Raw genomic sequence first — 17294 nt, 5'->3', positions numbered from 1 at the left:
ACGCGGGACGGTGAAGGGCGGGCCCGCGGTCGCGGACCCGCCGCCCGGCCGGCCGGCCGGGCCTCCCGTCACCCGCGGGCCGCGGTCCCGCCGATTTGTGCCGCGAGTGCCGCGGCCTCTTCTGCGGGCAGGGCGCTCAGCGCGTCGTGCAGGCGGGGGCGGAGGCGTTCGGCGTGGGCCGCCATGGTCGGCGGGGCGTCCAGCAGGTCCGTCAGGCCGACGGACACCGGCAGGATCTCGCGCAGGGCGGTCGTGACGTGGGCGGCGATGAGGGAGTGGCCGCCCAGGTCGAAGAAGTTGTCGTCGCGCCCCACGCCCTTGATGCCGAGGGCGTTCCCCCACACCTCGGCGACCAGGTCCTCCAGCTGGTCGGCCGGGGGAGCGTAGGGGGTCTCCAGCGGCGGCCGGGGCTGCGGCGGCGTGGCGGCGGTGGGCGCTGTGCCGGTGAAGAGCGGCGGGGCCACCCAGTGGCGGACCCGCTCGAAGGGGTACGTGGGCAGCACGACGCGCTGCCGCGGCCCGCCGGCGGCCTGCGCGGGTTCGCCGTCGCCGCCGTCCACCCACTGCCGGGCCTGCCGGACGGCCCGCTCCGGCGCCGCGTCACGGGCGTCCGCCTGTCCTGCGGCGCGCGTCGTACCGGTCGGCCGCCCGGCGGCTCCAGGGCCGGCCCCGGGCGCGGCCGGCACCGCGGAGCCGGTCCGCGGTTCCGCCGCGGCCCGCGGTGCGGGCCGCAGCAGGGTCCAGCCCGGGGCGCTCTCCGCGGCGGCGCCGTCCGCCAGCGCGCGGAGCGCGAGCAGCGCCTCGGCGCGGCCCCGGGCGAGCACGGCCGCACGGCGGGCGAAGCGGGCCCGCCCGGTCAGCAGGGTGTGGGCCACGGCGTCCAGCCGGAGGCCCGGCCGGGCCTCCAGGTGGTCGGCGAGCCGGGCCGCCTGGGCGCGCAGCGCGCTGTCGCCGCGTGCCGACAGCGGCAGGACGTGCCACCTGCCGCCCTCTTCCTCCGGCGCGGGGGCGGTCGCCCGCGGCGCCTCCTCCAGCACCACGTGGGCGTTGGTCCCGCCGATGCCGAAGGTGTGGACCGCGGCGCGGCGCGGCCGGTCGCCCCGTGTCCACGCGGTGACCTCGGTGTTGAGCCGGAACGGCCCCGCCGCGAAGTCGATCGCCGGGTTCGGCTCGGTGCAGTTGATCACCGGCGGCAGTTCCTGGTGGTCGAGGGCGAGCAGCACCTTGACCAGTCCGACCGCTCCCGCCGCCGCCCAGGTGTCGCCGACGTTGGGCTTGGCGGACCCGAGCCGGCAGCTTCCGGCGGGGGCGCCGGAATACCCGTCGGTGAGCGCGGCGATCTCCAGCGCGTCGCCGACCGGGGTGCCGGTGCCGTGCGCCTCCACGTAGTCGATGTCGGCCGGGCCGAGCCCGGCGACGGCCAGCGCCTCGGCGGCGACGTCGCTCTGCGGATCGACCGCGGGGGCGGTGAAACTCGCCTTGGCGGCCCCGTCGTTGTTGACCGCGGTGCCGCGGATCAGGCCGAGTACGGGGTCGCCCGCCGCCAGGGCGTCGGAGAGCCGGCGCAGCGCCAGCACCGCCACCCCGTCGCCGGGGGTGGTCCCCGCGGCGCGCGCGTCGAAGGCGCGGCAGCGCCCGTCGGGCGAATTGACGCCGCCCTCGCGGTGGACGTAGCCGGCCCGCTGCGGGAAGTAGACGGTGGACCCGCCGGCCAGCGCCACGTCGGACTCGCCCGCGAGCAGGCTCTGCACCGCCAGGTGCACCGCGACCAGCGAGGTGGAGCACCCGGCCTGGACGGAGACGCTCGGGCCGGTCAGGTCGAGCTTGTACGACACGCGCGAGGCGAGGAAGTCGCCGCTGTTGCCCAGCAGGTCCTGGAAGGACCCCGCGCCGGGGCCCCCGGCCGCGTGGTGCGGGTGGAGGTGGTGCAGGAAGTAGCTGTCGGGCCCGGTGCCGCCGAACACGCTCACCGAGTCGTCCGCGAAGCCGCGCGGGTCGTGGCCGGCCGACTCCAGCGCCTCCCACGCGCACTCCAGGAAGAGCCGGTGCTGCGGGTCGGTGGCCGCCGCCTCACCGGGGCTGTAGCCGAAGAAGCCCGCGTCGAAGAACTCGGGGCCGTCGATCACCGGCCGGGTCCTGACCCTGGCCGGATCGGTGAGCGCGGACGGCGGCAGTCCTGAGGCGATCAGGTCCTCGTCGGTGAACGTGCTGAGCGACTCGACGCCGCCGCGCAGGTTGCGCCAGAAGGCTTCCGGTGTGTCGGCGCCGGGCAGGCGGACCGCCATGCCGACGACGGCGACGGGGTCGGCCGCCGGTAACACCGGGACGTCGCCGTGGGCCGCGGGAGCGGGCTCCCCGGCGCGGGGGGACTCGTACGGGCTGCGGCTGCCGTGCGCCGAAGGGGCGGCCGGCACCGGGTTGCGTACGGGCGCGGTGCGCTGTCCCGCGGCGTCCTGCTGCCAGCCGAGCCGGCTCAGGACGGCGGCCGCCAGGTCGGCCGGCCGGTCGAGCAGGTAGAAGTGCCCGCCGGGGAAGGTGAGGTGCTCGAAGGGGCCGTCGGTGGTCCGCCGCCAGCCCTCGACCTGGGCCGCCGACACCGTCCCGTCGTCCTCGGCGGCGATCGACACGACGCCGGTGCGCAGCGCGGGGCCGGGGGAGGGGAGGTAGGTCTCGACGAGCCGGTAGTCGTTGCGGACGATGGGCAGCAGGTACGCCCGCATCTCGGGGTCGTCCAGCAGCGCCGCGGGTGTGCCGCCGGTCCTGCGCAGCACCTCGGCGAAGCTGTCCTCGTCCATCATGTGCCGCTGCCCGTGCGCCGTCCCCTGGAAGGCGGGCGGCTGCCGGGAGGAGACGAACAGCCGCTCCGGCGTCGCGCCCCAGGCCTCCAGACGGCGGGTCACCTCGTAGGCGACGATGGCGCCCATGCTGTGGCCGAGGATCGCCAGGCGGCGGCCCAGCAGGGGGCGCAGGGCGTCCGCCGCCTGGTCGGCGAGGGTGTTCATGTCGTCGATCAGCGGCTCGCCCGCCCGGGTCTCGCGGCCGGGGTACTGCACGGCCCGCACCTCGACGCCGGCGGGGAAGCGGTTCGCCAGCGCCCGGTAGGCGCCGGCGCTGCCGCCCGCGTGCGGGAAGAGGACCAGGGCGGGCGCGGACCCGCCCGCGTCCCGTAAGGCGCGCAGCCACGGTGAGCCGGTGGTACCGCCCGCCGTCATGCGGCCCGCCCCCCGTCGCCGGTCCCCTCGGTGGCCAGCCGCCACCATGCCGCCAGGGTCGGTTCCTCGATCATGCGGGCGAACCGCACCCGCGTCCGGTACCGGCGCAGTTCTGTGGAGATCGTCATCGCCTTGACCGAGTCGACTCCGAGGGCGACGAGATTGTCGTCGTCGGCGATCACGTCGGGAGCGATACCCAGGACGTCCGCGACAATGCCGCGCAGACGGTCGGGGTCGAGGTCGGCGCCGGCCGCGGCCTGCGCGGGAGTTGTTCCCGCGTCGCCTGCGGGCGCGGCTGGTCGTGCTGAATTCCGCGTCACTGAATTCCCCCGTTCGATTGGTGGCACCGCCGCGGGACGCGACGGAAACCGGGTCCGGCGGTGATACCTGCTCGGAATCACACATGGACATGTCGGCGGATGCTAGCTACGCTAATCAAACTTAGGCAAGGCTTCCCTAAAGCATTTGTGACAACCTGTCCCGTTTTTCGTGTTCCCGCGAGCCCCGCGGAATGACTCCGGTCGTGCCCGCGGGAATTGCGCCGACGCAAATAGGACGGCTCTCATATGACCGCTCACGCCCCGTCCGCCCCGCCGTCCGCGAGCCCAGGCGGGCGTCGCCGCCGTGCCGGAGCCCGCCCGCGGGGAGGCCGGGAGAGAGCCGGAACCGCCGCCGCGGCAGCCCGCCTGACGCCGTACCGGCCCTGACCGGCGGGCTCCCGGCCCGTCGGCCGCCGCCGCGCGCCCGGCACCCCGCGACCGTGACGAGAGGACGACCCGCATGCTGCCCGGATGCGTACCGTGGCCCCCCGAGGAAGCCGCCCGCCACCGCGGTGACGGCTACTGGAGCGGCGAGCCGCTCGGCGAGCTGCTGCGCCGCTCCGCCGCCGAGCACGGCGACCGTACGGCGCTGGTGGCCGAGGGCCGCAGAGTCGGCTACGCCGAGCTCGACGCCCGCGCCGACGACCTCGCGCGCGGGCTGCTGGACCTCGGCGTGGCCGCGGGGGACCGGATCGTGGTGCACCTGCCCAACTGCCCGGAGTTCGTGGTCGCCACCTTCGCCCTGCTGCGGATCGGGGCGCTGCCCGTCTACGCCCTGCCGGCCCACCGCCTCAAGGAGATCGGCCACCTGTGCGCCTTCTCCGAAGCCCGCGGCTACCTGATAGCCGACCGCTACCTCGGCTACGACTACCGCGAGCTGGCCAGGACGGTGGCCGGGCAGCCCGGCACCGACCTGCCGCACGTGCTCGTCGTCGGCGAGGCGCAGGAATTCACCGGGCTCGACGCGGTCGAGGCGGCGGGCCGCGCCCTGCGCGGCACCCCGCTGCCGCCGCCAGGACCCGCCGACGACGTGGCGCTGTTCCTGCTGTCCGGCGGCACCACCGGGACACCCAAGCTCATCCCGCGCACCCACGACGACTACGCCTACAACGTCCGGGCCGCCGCCGACGTGTGCGGCTTCGACCGCGACACCGTCTACCTCGCCGCGCTGCCGGCCGCGCACAACTTCGCGCTGGCCTGCCCCGGTGTGCTCGGCACCCTGGCGGTCGGCGGCACGGTGGTGATGCCGGACGACCCCGAGCCCGGCGAGTCGCTGCGGCTGGTCGCCGAGGAGCGGGTGACCGCCACGGCGCTGGTCCCCTCGCTGCTCGGGCTGTGGCTGGATGCCCAGGAGGGGATGCCCGAGGACGTCTCCAGCCTGCGGCTGGTCCAGGTCGGCGGGGCGAAGCCGGACACCGCCACCGCGGCACGCGTACGGCCGGTGTTCGGCGCCACGCTCCAGCAGGTGTTCGGCATGGCCGAGGGATTGCTCAACTTCACCCGGCTCGACGATCCCGAGGACCGCGTCCTGGCCTGCCAGGGGCGTCCGCTCAGCCCGGGCGACGAGGTGCGGATCGTGGACGACGAGGGCCGGGACGTCCCGCCCGGCGCCGTCGGGCAGCTGCTCACCCGCGGGCCGTACACCCTGCGCGGCTACTACCGGCTGCCCGAGCACAACGCCCGCGCCTTCACCGGCGGCTGGTACCGCACCGGGGACCTGGTACGCATGCTGCCCGGCGGCGACCTGGTGGTCGAGGGGCGGATCAAGGAGGTCATCAACCGGGCCGGCGACAAGGTGTCCGCGGAGGAGGTCGAGGAGCAGCTCGCCGCGCACCCCGCGGTCCGCCAGGCGGCCGTCATCGGCGAACCCGACCCGGTGCTCGGCGAGCGCATCGCCGCCTTCGTCGTGGTCGAGCCCGGCGCCGGCTGCCCGACGGCGGCCGAGGTCGGGGAATTCCTGCGGGCGCGCGGGCTGGCGGCGTACAAGGTCCCGGACCGCCTGGCGGCCATCGGCTCCTTGCCGCTCACCGCGATCGGCAAGGTGGACCGCAAGGCGCTGCCGGCCCGGGTGCCCGCACCGCGGCCCGTCGCCCCGCCGGTGGGGTGAGGCGCCCCGCCGGTCTGACGGGGCGTCCGGCCGGCCGGCGGCAGGCGGAACCGCCCCCGGACTTCCGGGGGCGGCGGGCACCGGACCCCGGCCCTCCCGGCGCCCCCGGGCATCGCCACCGGCGGGCCCGGCCGCCGGTCCGGTCCCACGTCCGGTGCCCGCCCGGCGGATCCGCCCCGCGGGAGCAGCGCGCCGGGGAGCGGTGCCCGCGGACACCGCCCGGCCGCCGGTCAGGCGGCGGCCCGCTGCCGGGACCTGGCCGGCCGCATGTCGGTCCACACCCGCGACACGTACCGCAGGCACTCCTCCCGGCCGCCGCTGACGCCCGTCGTGCGCCAGCGCCCGGGCGCGGGAACCGCGGCGGGCCACAGCGAGAACTGGCCTTCGCTGTTGACCAGCACCGAGTAGTCCGCCGGCTGGTCGGCGTCCGCCGCGAGCGGCGCCACGGGCACCTGCTGCTGACCGCGGGCGCCGGCCCTGGCCGTGAACGGGCAGGCCGCGACCGTCCCGTCGGCGGTGTCCGCCAGGAAGTACTGGCGCCACTCCCGGTTGCCCTCCTCGCCGTGGTTGCCGAGTTCGCCCGCGGGCTCCATGCCGTCGAAGCGGCGGATGCGGTTGCGGATCACCTGGCGGGCCTTCGCGCCGCGCGGCGTGTGCGCCTCCAGGCCCTCGAACACCCAGCGGGGCTGGAAGGTGATCATGAAACTCCGGTTGTGGCGGCTGCGCCGGTTGACGTGGGCCGGGGTGTTGCAGACGACGAAGATCTCCGTACCGCCGAAACTGAACTCCCACCACACCTCGCCCGGGTCCAGCGGGGTCGAGGCCGGCCACGGCTCGGTGTCCCCGTCGTGCAGGTACTGCAGCACCGCCCAGAAGCGGTCGAAGTAGTCGTCCAGGGTGCTCGGCCGCTCCTCCGGCCGGAAGAGCACCACCAGCGAGGTGTCCTTGCCGAGCTGCTGGTAGAGGCCGAGGTATTCGCGGAGGATGCCGGCCAGCGGCGCCCAGGTGCTCTCGTCGTGCGGGCTGTCGACGAAGCCGAAGCACAGCGACTGCTTCTTGACGGCGGCGACGGCGAAGGTGCAGGGGAACGGCTGGTCCGCGCCGAGCAGGGTCTCCAGCAGCTGCTCGGCGGCGGCCGCACCCCACGCGGGGGTGGCGCCGATGACGCGGCCGGCCGGCAGCCGGGCGGCGGAACCTGCCGCCGCGGTCGCACGGGCCGGGGGGAGGGATCGGTCGTGGGGCACGTGAAGGTACTCCGTCCGGGAAGGGGAGGCGTGCGGCCGGCGCACCGGACGCGGGGCCGTACGGGAGGCAGCCGCCGTCAGAACCGCGCGTACATGTCCTCGGGGATGATCGGCTGGTGGTAGGTGCACTCGCCGGACAGCACCGTCGAGCCGTGCAGCCGGGACACCGGGATGAGCACCTTGTCGCCCTCGTGCAGGTCGATCTTGTGGGTGACGTTGTTCCAGAAGTGCATCTCCCCCCGCTCGACCATCACCAGCCGGTGCTCGTCGTGCACATGGGTGGTCGACGTCTCCTCGTTGCTCTCCACGAAGGTGTCGAGGTCCACGGTGATGCCGTTGTCCTCGATGTGCCGGTGGATCCGCTCCGCCTTCTCCTGGTGCAGCGGGATGTCGTCGGCCCACGCGAGCTGCTGCGCCAGGTCCTCGTCCCACAGCTGTGCCAGCCACGCGGCGTCCGCGAAGCCGTTGTGGAAGCGCTCGACGGCCTCGGGGCCGTACAGCCGGCGCAGCGGCCCCACCCAGCGGCCGGCCAGCTCGCGCAGGTGCCCCGGCTCCCCGCCGAGGTGGTCGAAGAGCGTCGGCCGTACGCCGAACCCGTCCTCGAAGACGTCGGCGAACCGGGCGGCGGTGACCGACTGGTCGATGCTGTGGTGCAGCAGCGCGCCGAGGAACTCGGGGTACTGCTCGCGGTTGCGGGACAGCCGGTGCAGGTGGTTGCCGCGGGCCAGCGAGGTGCCGAGGTAGAGCTGCCAGTAGGCCCCGGTGGTCGTCGTGAGCCCGGCGCCCTCCAGCAGGGAGCGGTATTCGGGGTGCAGCCCGGCCCAGGTGCGGTAGTCGTCCAGCAGCGCGACGCGGGCGCCGGGGTGCCCGGCGTCGAACTCGCCCAGCGCGGCGCGTCCGATGGCGACGCGGCTGGCGGGCAGGTAGGCACTCAGCTGGAGAAGTACGAACGTCGCCGAGGCCTTGCGGTCACTGGTGCCGAGCGCGGTGGTGAACGCCCGCCCGGTCTCCGCCGTGCGCTGCTGGTGGTAGGCCTCGATGGCCGCGGTGACCTGGTCGGTTCCGTAGGCCGCGAGCGGCTTGCGCTCCGACTCCAGCAGGCTGAACAGGTGCCGCTCCAGGACGGGCGCCGCCAGCGCTCCCAGCGTCCGGTTGCTGTCGCTGTAGAAGGTCGCGGCGTCGCTCGCGGCGGCCGGGCTCGCGGCGGGCGGCAGGAAGAGCAACTCGCTGTCGTAGACGTTGCGCAGCATCCGGTGGCCCAGCAGCGCGCTGAGCTTGAGCGCCTTGGCCACCGGCATCTGCGTGCTGTAGTCGAGCCACGCCAGGTCGTCCGGCCGGACCGGCCGGCGGTACGGGTTGTCCTCCGTGGTGAGTTCCTCCCATTCGGCCGCACGGAAGGCGGGGTTGGCCGAGAACGCCCTGACGACGTCATGCGGGTTTCCCGCGGCCAGGGGCGCGAAGTTCTCCGGCTGGTCCAGGGGCATTCGGTCCTCCAGAGGAAACGGGGCGTGGTATGCGGAGGCCGTGTGAACGGGGTGACACACGAGCCGCCCATTCGTATTCGGGCAAGCCTTGTTCTTGTTTTGCGGACGCGTCAAGCCCCGGGCCCGGTTTATCCGTCGGCGGCGCCCCGGAATTTTGGACCGCGAGGTGGTCTGGAGAAAAAGACTGTGAATTCTATGTTTGATTCCAGGTCCGCCCATGGCCGTCAGGATGACGGCATGTGCCGTGATCCCGGATTTGTCTGGAATCCCGCCGCTTCCGCCCCGCGGCGTACGGTGCCGATCTCCACGAGTATTTGTCCTGCCACATCCGTCATTCAGACCATGGCACCCGCATGCCGGGATCACCCCGGAATCCGACGAGGAAATAGCGTGCATATGAGGCGGCCTCCCGGGCCGCCCGGGTCATCCGGACGACCTCGCCCACGCGGCCTCGGGGCCGGCCGCCGCACGGGCCGGTGCGCGGGCGGCGATCACGGACCTGGTGTCCGCCCGCGCCGGGCGGAACGTGAACGCGTGTGACAGGAACGCAACGCGCGCGCGAAATCCGGCGGTGCCGCCGCGGGGCGGAGAAGGCCGTGGAAGGCGCGCTGACCAGGGGACGAGGCCGCACGGGTCCGTGAGCGGGCGCGGGAGCCGTATTTTTCCGTGCCATTGACGAAAAAAATCGGGGCTCCACATCCTGTGCGCATGCCGGGACGCGCGGCTTCCCCGCGTCCTGCTCCCCGTCAACCCCCCCACCGTTCAGGAGTGTTCACCGCATGCGCAGACCACGAGCCGCCGCCGCGGCGTCCCCGCCCGCACGCGCGGCCCAGCGGCGGCCGTCGCCGCCGCGCCGATGGCGCCGGGCGCTGCTCGCGCTCGGCGCGGGCCTGGCCCTCGTCCTCGGCGCGCTGGCCGCGTCCCCCGTCCCGTCGCAGGCCGCCGGGTCCCGGCCCTGCGACATCTACGCCGCCGCCGGCACCCCCTGCGTCGCCGCGCACAGCACGGTGCGCGCGCTCTACTCCGCCTACAACGGCAGCCTCTACCAGGTCTCCCGCGCCTCGGACGGCACCACCCGCGACATCGGGCTGCTGTCCGCGGGCGGTTACGCCAACGCGGCCGCCCAGAACACCTTCTGCGCGGGCACGTCCTGCGTCATCACGAAGATCTACGACCAGTCGTCCCGGCACAACGACCTCGGCGTCGAGGGCGCGGGCACGGCGGGCGCGGCCGACCACGGCGCCTCGGCGAGCGCACTGCCGGTGACCGTCGCCGGCCACCCGGTGTACGGCGTCCTGGTCACGCCCGGCACCGGCTACCGCCGCACCGACGCGGCCGGCGTGGCCGTGGGCGGCCGGCCGGAGTCGATGTACATGGTGGCGAGCGGCACGCACGTCAACGGCGGCTGCTGCTTCGACTACGGCAACGCCGAGCACACCGTCTCCGACACCGGCAACGGCCACATGGACGCGGTCTACATCGGGACGCGCTGCCACCTCCCCCCGTGCACCGGGACCGGACCGTGGGTCGCCGCGGACCTCGAGAACGGCCTCTTCCAGGGCAGCGGCAGCAACCCGGCGAACAAGGGCAACAACAGCCCCTTCGTCACAGCCCTGCTGAAGAACAACGGACAGACGTCGTTCGCCCTCAAGGGCGGCAACTCCCAGTCGGGCGGGCTCTCCACCTGGTGGAACGGCGCTCTGCCCAGCGGCGGTTACACGCCCATGAAGCAGGAGGGCTCCATCGTCCTGGGCACCGGCGGCGACAACAGCAACGCCTCCGCGGGGTCCTTCTTCGAGGGGGTGATGACGTCCGGCTTCGCCACGGACGCGGCGGACAACGCGGTGCAGGCCGACATCGTGGCGGCCGGCTACTCCGGCGACAGCGGCGGGAGCCCGGGCGCCACGATCACCGGCCCCGGCGGCACGTGCGTCGACGTGGACGGCGACGACACCGGCGTGAACCACGCCGCCGTGCAGCTGTGGGACTGCCAGGCCGCCGCGGCCGACCAGCACTGGACCCACAATGGCGACAGCTCGCTGCAGACCCTGGGCCGCTGCGCGGACATCGCGGGCAACGGCACCGCCAACGGCACCAAGGTCCAGCTCTGGGACTGCGACGGAGTCGGCGGCCAGGTCTGGAAGCAGCAGGCCGACGGCTCGCTGCTCAACCCGCAGTCCGGCCGCTGCCTCGACTCCCCGAGCGGCGCCACGGCCAACGGCACCCGTCTGCAGATCTGGGACTGCAACGGCGGGGCGGCGCAGAAGTTCCACCTCGACTGAGCCGGCCGCCGCCGAAGCCGGCGGCAAGGAGCGCGTCCGCGGCGCAGCGCAACCATAGGGCGGCATCGCGGGTCCAACGGGCTGGACAGCGCCCGTCATCCGACGGACATGTGATGTCCACCCACCATCCGTCGCGGCAGCCGGGTACGTGCTGCCGCGACGGGTGCCGGACTCCAGGGGGAATGATGCACGTGAGACATCTGGTGGTCGCTGTCGCGCTGGCCGCGGCCTCGATGCTGCCCGCGGGCGCCGCGATGGCCGACGGCCCGGCGGTGTACGTGTCCCTCGGGGTCCGCCCGACGTCCGGGACGACCCCGCTGGACATGACGTTCTCCGCGTCCGGGCCGGAGGACTCCGGGCCGGTCTCGTACACGTACGACTTCGGTGACGGCACCACGCCTCTGGTGACGTCCGCGGCGACAGCCGAGCACCTCTACGCGGAACCGGGGCAGTACGACCCCACCGTGGTCGCCACCACCGCGGCGGGCACGAGTGCGCCGGGCCACGTGGCCGACAGCAAGATCCGGGTGGGCTCCGGGTACAACCCGGTGACCCCGGTCCGGATCCTCGACACCCGCGCGGGGATCGGCGTGCCGGGGACCGCGCCGATTCCGAGCACCACCATCGTCCTGCCGGTGACCGGCACCGGCCAGGTCCCCGCCACCCGGGTCACCTCCGTCGTGCTGAACGTCACGGTCACCGGCGGCACCCGCGCCGGCTATCTCGACGTCGGCGCGTACAACTTCGGCAGCGGCTCGTCGTCCGTGAACTGGGCGGCCGGGCAGACACTGGCCGGCCAGGTGACCGTGCCGGTGAACGAAGGAAAGATCCAGCTCTCGAACATCTCCGCCGGCACCGTCCACGTGATCGCGGACCTGGAGGGCTACTACAGCGACGCCCACGGCTACTTCAACCAGGTCCAGGAGTCCCAGCGCGTCCTGGACACCCGCGCCAGGCTCGGGGTGCCGACGACCACCCCGGTCCCGGCCCACGGTTCGCTCACCCTCACCGTCCCGTCCACGGCCGCGCAGCACCCGGCGGCCGTCGTCCTCAACGTCACCGCCACCGGATCCACCGCGCCCGGAGTCCTGACGGCGTATCCGGCGGGACAGCCGCGCCCCGGGGTCTCCCAGCTCAACTGGGCCGCCGGCCAGACCGTCGCGAACCTGATGACGCTGGCCGCACCCGACCGGAAGATCACCTTCTACAACAACAGTTCGAGCCCGGTGCACCTGATCGCCGACTACGACGGGTACTTCTCACCCGACGTCACGCCGTCCTTCCGCTACGGCGGGCAGCAGCGCATCCTGGACACCCGCAACGCGACCGGCACGGCCTCCACCGGGCCGATCCCGGCCGGCGGCGACGTCTACCTGCGGCTCAACCTCGGTGACGGACAGGGCGCCAGGACCGCGAACGGCCTGCTGCTGCACATCACGATCACCCAGCCGACCGCCGCCGGCGTCCTGGTCCCCTACGACGGGTACTTTAATGACACCTTGCTCAAGTCCTCCGTCCTGAACTGGTCGAAGGGCCAGACCATCTCCAACACCGTCGTGGTCGGCAACACCAACGGGGGCCTGGTGAGACTGCACCTCAACAGCTCCGGCAGCGCACACGTCATCGTCGACCTCGACGGATACTTCGACCTGCTCATCCCTCAGCAGATCGACTGACCGCGGCGGAGCGCTTCGGGGCCGGATCCGTGCCGGGGACCGGGCCGAGCGCCCGCGGCGCACCGCTGGTCGCGGACAGGGCTGCGGGTCCGGTCACGCGTGCAGTTGCTGCCACCACCAGGCGATCGAGGGACAGGGCACGGGTTCGGTGCTGGGGTCGCTGGGGTGGTCGGTGAGTGTCAGCGGGATGGGCGCGGGATCCGTCGGCGGGAGCTGGTCGCGGGGGGCCACCGCGGTGTAGCGGGCGGAGTGCGAGCCCCAGTCGAGGTTGGAGCGGATCGCGTAGGCGAGATCCGCGACGTAGGCCCTTCCCGCGGCGCTCATCCCGGCGTGCTCCTGTTCGCGCAGCCTCAGGAACAGCGTCGTCAGCCGGTCTCGCAGGGCCACAGCCTGGCGGAGGGCCTCCTCCGGCGGGCAGTCGTTCAGCCGGGCGAGCAGCATCACGATGTTGAGGGTGGTCCCGTCGATGAGCAGTTCGCGGTTGTAGGAGAGCAGATCGTTGTCGAGGGCCATCATCAGGAAGGAGGATTCCTGCAGTGCGCGCATGGCGGGGGAGTGGAATTCGGCGCCGGGGATCTCCTCCCCGGTGGTGATCTCCGACCAGCACAGGCTGGCGGCGCCGCCGGCGTTCAGCATCCGCAGGTGCAGGAACTCGTCCAGGCCGGCGGGGGCCGGGTTGGACATCCCCCACAGGATGGCGTGGAACCACTTGCGGTGGGCCTCGACGAACCGGGAGAGCTGGGTCGGGGTGGCGACGGCCTGCACCGAGGACATGAGCGACTGCATCGCGGCGACCGGGCCGGTCCGGTCCGCCGCAGGTTCGGCGGCCGGAGACTCCATGACGCGGAGCAGGTGGCTGGTGAGGCCGATCGCCGCAGGGAGCTTGTCGGGCGTGGTGGCGGTTTCCATGCGGACGTCGTCGACGTAGAAGATCCAGTGCAGCCAGCGGGCGGTGAGCGCGACGCGGTCGGTGATGCCCAGTGGATAGATGCGGGCCATCGCCTCCGGGTAGTGCCGCGCGATGATCCAGGCCCGGTCGATGTCACTGGTGTAGAGGCGGAAGCGGTCGAGCCAGGCCCGGGAATCGCGCTCGATGCTGTCGAGCTCGGGGTGGACGGCCGCGTCGATGGGGCAGTAGAGCGGCGGCAGATGAAGCAGCTGCCGGGCGGCCGTGTGCGGGATCGTCTGCATGGCGTGCTCCTTTGTGGTGTCGAGTCATGAGAGCGGCGTCCCCGTGGGCCCGTCGGGTGCGAGGAGGTCGTGCCGTACTCCCGTCGAAGCGGTGGTGGGCCGGACGGGTCCGCCGGCACAGGGCGCGCAGGACCGTCCGGGCGGTCCGCGAGGCGGACCGCCCGGCCCGGACCGGCGTGAGAGCACGCAGCGCGCCCGCCCGTCCCCGCCGCCGGGGACGGCCGGGCGGCGGGGGAGGAGACACGGCAACGGCCGCAGGACACCGGCCTCACGAGCGGTACCGGTCCTGCGGTCAGCCGAATCACCCGGGACACATCCGTTGCGCCTCTTCGCAGGATCGGCCCAGCCCCGTCTCCCCGGGAAGAGAGTGCGGACCCCCGCTTGATGTGCGCCCTGGGCGTGCGGATCCCGCTCCGCGCGTCCGCCGTGGAGCGCGCGCCCAGCGCGGGACTGCGCGGCCGGCCGGCGGGACCGCCTGCAAGCCGTCATCATCCCGCGAGGCCGGGCCGAGAGACCCGGTGCAGGCGGGCGCGTGTGCGGAGCGGGCTTTCAGTGACGGCATCGCCCGTGCTCCCGCACGCCCCCTTACGCAGTGTTGCCACGGCGCCCGCACGTGGCGTGCACTCGGAGAAGCGACAAGAGCCCCACCAGGGCCGTCGTACCCGGACAGAAGGAGCAGCCCCTCATGAGCCAGTCATGGCCGCGTCACCACGTCATCAAAGTCGCCGGCCACGTCATGGACGGCATCACGGCAAGTGCCAACGATCTTCTCGACTGCGCCGCGCGGCTGGACAGCAGGGCCCGGGAGACGATCTCCGTCCTCGTGAAGGACTACGAGGGGAACAAGAGGGACGAGTACACCGCCGGCGCCTTGGGGACCGCCCGTGGCGGACAGGTCCGGGAGGACCGGCTCCGCCGCGCGGAGGCGGAGCTGGCCGAGTTGCGGGAGGAGATCCGCCGCCTGGCCGGGACGTCGCCGCCCGCGCAGGCGCTGGGCGACGAACTGGTGGGAGGCCTGCCCCCGGCGGCACGGGGCTGACCGCCCAGGGACTCCGCCCCGCCTCCCCGGTCCCCGCCTCCCCGAGCCCGGGTCGGCAGGCCCTCAGCGCCCGGGTGCCAGGACGGTGAGCACACCAGGCGCGGATCCCCGGCCGGCCCGCGAGGACGCCTCGGCCGGCTGCCGCGCTCGCCGCCCACGAGGCCGGCGAGCCGGATGAGCGCCCCGGGCGGCAGCGCGCTTCTCCACCCCGGGTTCCACCCGTGGGTCCAGGCGTCGCGGGCCCCGCGACAGCAGGCTTGGGGGCATGACAACGACCGAGTGGATCACCGACATCGCTCTCATCCTCGTCGTCTTCCGGCAGCTGCGGGAGGACCGGCTGGACCTCAAGACCTTCCTGATCCCGCTGGGGATCGTGGCCTATGTGGCCCACACGTATCTGGACTCCGTCCCCACCGAGGGCAACGACCTGATACTGGTCGGAGCGCTCATGGGCGCGGGCGCCGTACTCGGCATCGCCGGCGGCGTCTGCACCCGGGTCAGGACCGCGGGAGAGCACATCCTGATCAAGGCCGGCGCGGTCTCCGCGATCCTGTGGGTGCTCGGGATGGGTGCCCGGATGGGCTTCCAGCTGTGGACCGAGCACGGCGGCGGCGCCGACGACGTCGCCCGGTTCAGCGTCGCCCACCACATCACCAGCGACCAGGCGTGGGTGGCGGCCTTCGTCCTGATGGCGCTCACCGAGGTCGTCACCCGGCTGGCCACGATCTTCGTCCGCAGCCGGATGCTGACCGCCGGGCAGCCCGCCCCGGCGTCGAACCGTGTCGCGGTCCGACCGTGAGCTATGGTCTGGCCGTGCCCACCGCCGAGACCGCCTCATCCCCCGGACAGGTCCCGCCCCCATCGGCCGCGCCCCGGCCGATCCCGGGCCGGGACCCCCGGGTGCAGTGGGCCCTGACCATGGCGGTCATCGTCAGCGGGGCCCTGACGATCCGGCCGATGGGCGTCAGCGGGCGGGGGCTGGCGGTCGCGGCCTTGTTCGTACTGAACTGTGCGGCGCTGCTGGCCCGGGGCCTGCCCCCGGGCAGGGTCCCGCCGCGTGCCGCCGTCGTCTGGCTGTCGCTGGGCGTCCTCGCGGCGGCCGCGCTGATCGGCGTCAGCCGCAGCGGAACGGGTTACCTCTTCGCCTTCTTCCTCTCCGGTCACATCGGATACCGGCTGCCGGCCAGGCAGGCCCTCGCCCCGGCACTGGCCTGCGGCCTGCTCTGCGGCGGCGTCCTGTACTTCGGCGTCGGCCCCGGCCACCACCTGCTGCCCTGGGCCGTCGGCCTCACCACCGGCGCACCGGTCCTGGTCGGGATACTCAACCGCGCCCAGCACCAGGCCGTGGACGCCGCGCTGTCGGCGGCCGAGAGCGCGGAGCGCGCCGCCCGGGCCGAGGCGCAGGCCGCCGTGCTCACCGAACGCGGCCGGATCGCCCGGGACGTGCACGACGTCCTGGCGCACACGCTGGCCGGGATCAACATGCAGCTGGAACTGGCCGACGCGCTGCTCGACACCGGTGACCTGGAGAAGGTCAGGGCGGCCAACGACAAGGCCCACAGCCTGGTCAAGGAGAGCCTGAAGCAGGCGCAGTGGACCGTGCACGCGCTCCGCGAGGACTCGCTGCCGCTGGTGGAGACCCTCACCTCGATGCTCGAATCGTCCGGCCACCGCGACGCCCTGACCGTCTCCGGCACCCCCGTGGAGGTGCCGGCCCGGGTGACCCAGAACCTGCTGCGGATCGCCCAGGAGTCCCTGACCAACGCCGCGCGCCACGCCCCGGGCGGTGAGGTGCGGGTGGAGCTGGCCTTCACGGCTTCCTCGACGGCGCTGACGATCCGCAACCGGCACGCCACCCGTACGGTGAACGCGGGGGCCGGCAGCGGAATGGGGCTGATCGGAATGCGCGAACGCGTCGCCCTGCTGGGCGGCACCCTCACCGCGGGACCGGTCACCGAGGGACCGGACCAAGGCGGCTGGCAAGTGGAGGCGGTGATCCCGCGATGAGTGAACCCACCGAGGGCTCCCGGCCGTTGCGCGTGGTCGTCGCCGACGACCAGGCCGCCGTCCGCGAACCGCTCGCCGCGGTGCTGGACCTGGCCGAGGACATCGACGTCGTCGCGGCGGCCGCGGACGGCAACGGCGTACTGGACGCGGTCGCCGCCGGTCCGGTGGACGTCGTGCTGATGGACCTGCGCATGCCCGTGCTCGACGGAATCGAGACCACCCGCAGGCTGAGCGACGAACACCCCGAGGTGGCCGTCGTCGTGCTCACCACGTTCGCCGACGACGACTCGATCCTGGCCGCCCTCAGCGCGGGCGCCCGCGGCTATCTGACGAAGAACGCCGGCCGCCAGGACATCGTCCGCGCGATCCGCGCCGCCGCCGCGGGGCAGTCCGTCCTGGACCGCGAGGTCCAGGACCGGCTGCTGGCGACCGTCCGCGCCAGGCCGGCGGCGTCCGGACAGCGGCTGCCGGCGGATCTCACGCCCCGCGAACGCGAAGTGCTCACCCTGATCGGCCAGGGTCTGCCCAACCGCGCGATCGCCGAGAAGCTCTTCGTGAGCGAGGCGACCGTCAAGACGCACATCAACAACCTCTTCGCCAAGGCCGACATCCGGGACCGGGCCGACGCCGTGCGCCGCGCCATCGCGGCCGGCCTGGCCTGACCTGGCGGCCCCGCGGGGCGGCCTCACCACCGGTGGCGGCCACTCTCCACGTCGAGCGTCCGGCCGGTGG

The 17294-nt window shown here is 73.8% G+C and carries 12 protein-coding genes; 7 read left to right on the top strand and 5 right to left on the bottom strand.

Annotated features, from left to right (window positions below; all coding sequences use genetic code 11):
* Nucleotides 1-68: 68 nt before the first annotated feature.
* Together OHA86_RS01100 and OHA86_RS01095 are read right to left on the bottom strand one after the other, a co-directional pair.
* Nucleotides 69-3212, bottom strand: a complete 3144-nt coding sequence (locus tag OHA86_RS01100; RefSeq protein WP_329171600.1) for an alpha/beta fold hydrolase — start codon at nt 3210-3212, stop codon at nt 69-71.
* Entirely contained in the window at nt 3209-3532 is a 324-nt protein-coding gene (locus tag OHA86_RS01095; RefSeq protein WP_329171598.1) for a phosphopantetheine-binding protein, read from the bottom strand. The genes OHA86_RS01100 and OHA86_RS01095 overlap by 4 nt, the downstream gene beginning before the upstream one ends.
* Before the next feature lie 460 nt (nt 3533-3992).
* Here OHA86_RS01095 and OHA86_RS01090 point away from each other — a divergent pair, with 460 nt between their 5' ends.
* Nucleotides 3993-5639 (top strand): (2,3-dihydroxybenzoyl)adenylate synthase, encoded by a 1647-nt coding sequence (locus OHA86_RS01090; RefSeq protein ID WP_329171596.1) that lies wholly within the window; start codon nt 3993-3995, stop codon nt 5637-5639.
* A 230-nt stretch (nt 5640-5869) separates the two neighbouring features.
* Here OHA86_RS01090 and OHA86_RS01085 read toward each other — a convergent pair whose 3' ends face one another.
* Entirely contained in the window at nt 5870-6883 is a 1014-nt protein-coding gene (locus OHA86_RS01085; protein ID WP_329171594.1) for a YqcI/YcgG family protein, read from the bottom strand.
* Between the two features lie 77 nt (nt 6884-6960).
* Nucleotides 6961-8367, bottom strand: coding sequence for a hypothetical protein (locus OHA86_RS01080; protein WP_329171592.1), 1407 nt, complete (start codon nt 8365-8367; stop codon nt 6961-6963).
* A gap of 779 nt (nt 8368-9146) precedes the next feature.
* Between OHA86_RS01080 and OHA86_RS01075 the strand changes: the two genes are divergently transcribed.
* Nucleotides 9147-10649 (top strand): arabinofuranosidase catalytic domain-containing protein, encoded by a 1503-nt coding sequence (locus tag OHA86_RS01075; RefSeq protein WP_329171590.1) that lies wholly within the window; start codon nt 9147-9149, stop codon nt 10647-10649.
* 191 nt (nt 10650-10840) lie between these two features.
* Entirely contained in the window at nt 10841-12325 is a 1485-nt protein-coding gene (locus OHA86_RS01070) for a PKD domain-containing protein (RefSeq protein WP_329171589.1), read from the top strand.
* A 93-nt stretch (nt 12326-12418) separates the two neighbouring features.
* Here OHA86_RS01070 and OHA86_RS01065 read toward each other — a convergent pair whose 3' ends face one another.
* The gene (locus tag OHA86_RS01065; RefSeq protein ID WP_329171588.1) at nt 12419-13516 is read right to left on the bottom strand and encodes a terpene synthase family protein; all 1098 of its coding nucleotides are present in this window, start codon (nt 13514-13516) and stop codon (nt 12419-12421) included.
* Between the two features lie 685 nt (nt 13517-14201).
* Between OHA86_RS01065 and OHA86_RS01060 the strand changes: the two genes are divergently transcribed.
* The 4 genes from OHA86_RS01060 to OHA86_RS01045 all read left to right on the top strand — a co-directional run bounded on the left by OHA86_RS01060 (nt 14202) and on the right by OHA86_RS01045 (nt 17224).
* Nucleotides 14202-14555 carry a hypothetical protein gene (locus OHA86_RS01060; RefSeq protein WP_329171587.1) on the top strand — a complete coding sequence of 118 codons (354 nt, stop codon included), beginning with the start codon at nt 14202-14204 and terminating at the stop codon, nt 14553-14555.
* A 265-nt stretch (nt 14556-14820) separates the two neighbouring features.
* Nucleotides 14821-15354, top strand: a complete 534-nt coding sequence (locus OHA86_RS01055; protein ID WP_329171585.1) for a hypothetical protein — start codon at nt 14821-14823, stop codon at nt 15352-15354.
* 101 nt (nt 15355-15455) lie between these two features.
* A complete protein-coding gene (locus OHA86_RS01050) occupies nt 15456-16562 on the top strand; it encodes a sensor histidine kinase (protein ID WP_329182145.1) in 1107 nt (368 codons plus the stop codon).
* Nucleotides 16559-17224, top strand: a complete 666-nt coding sequence (locus tag OHA86_RS01045) for a response regulator transcription factor (protein ID WP_329171582.1) — start codon at nt 16559-16561, stop codon at nt 17222-17224. Before OHA86_RS01050 ends, OHA86_RS01045 begins: the two co-directional genes overlap by 4 nt.
* The last annotated feature ends 70 nt before the right edge of the window (nt 17225-17294 follow it).

It is taken from the genome of Streptomyces sp. NBC_01477 (assembly GCF_036227245.1).
GTDB lineage: Bacteria > Actinomycetota > Actinomycetes > Streptomycetales > Streptomycetaceae > Actinacidiphila.
Note: the sequence above shows the minus strand (reverse complement) of the source record. Positions and strands in the feature narration are given on the sequence as shown.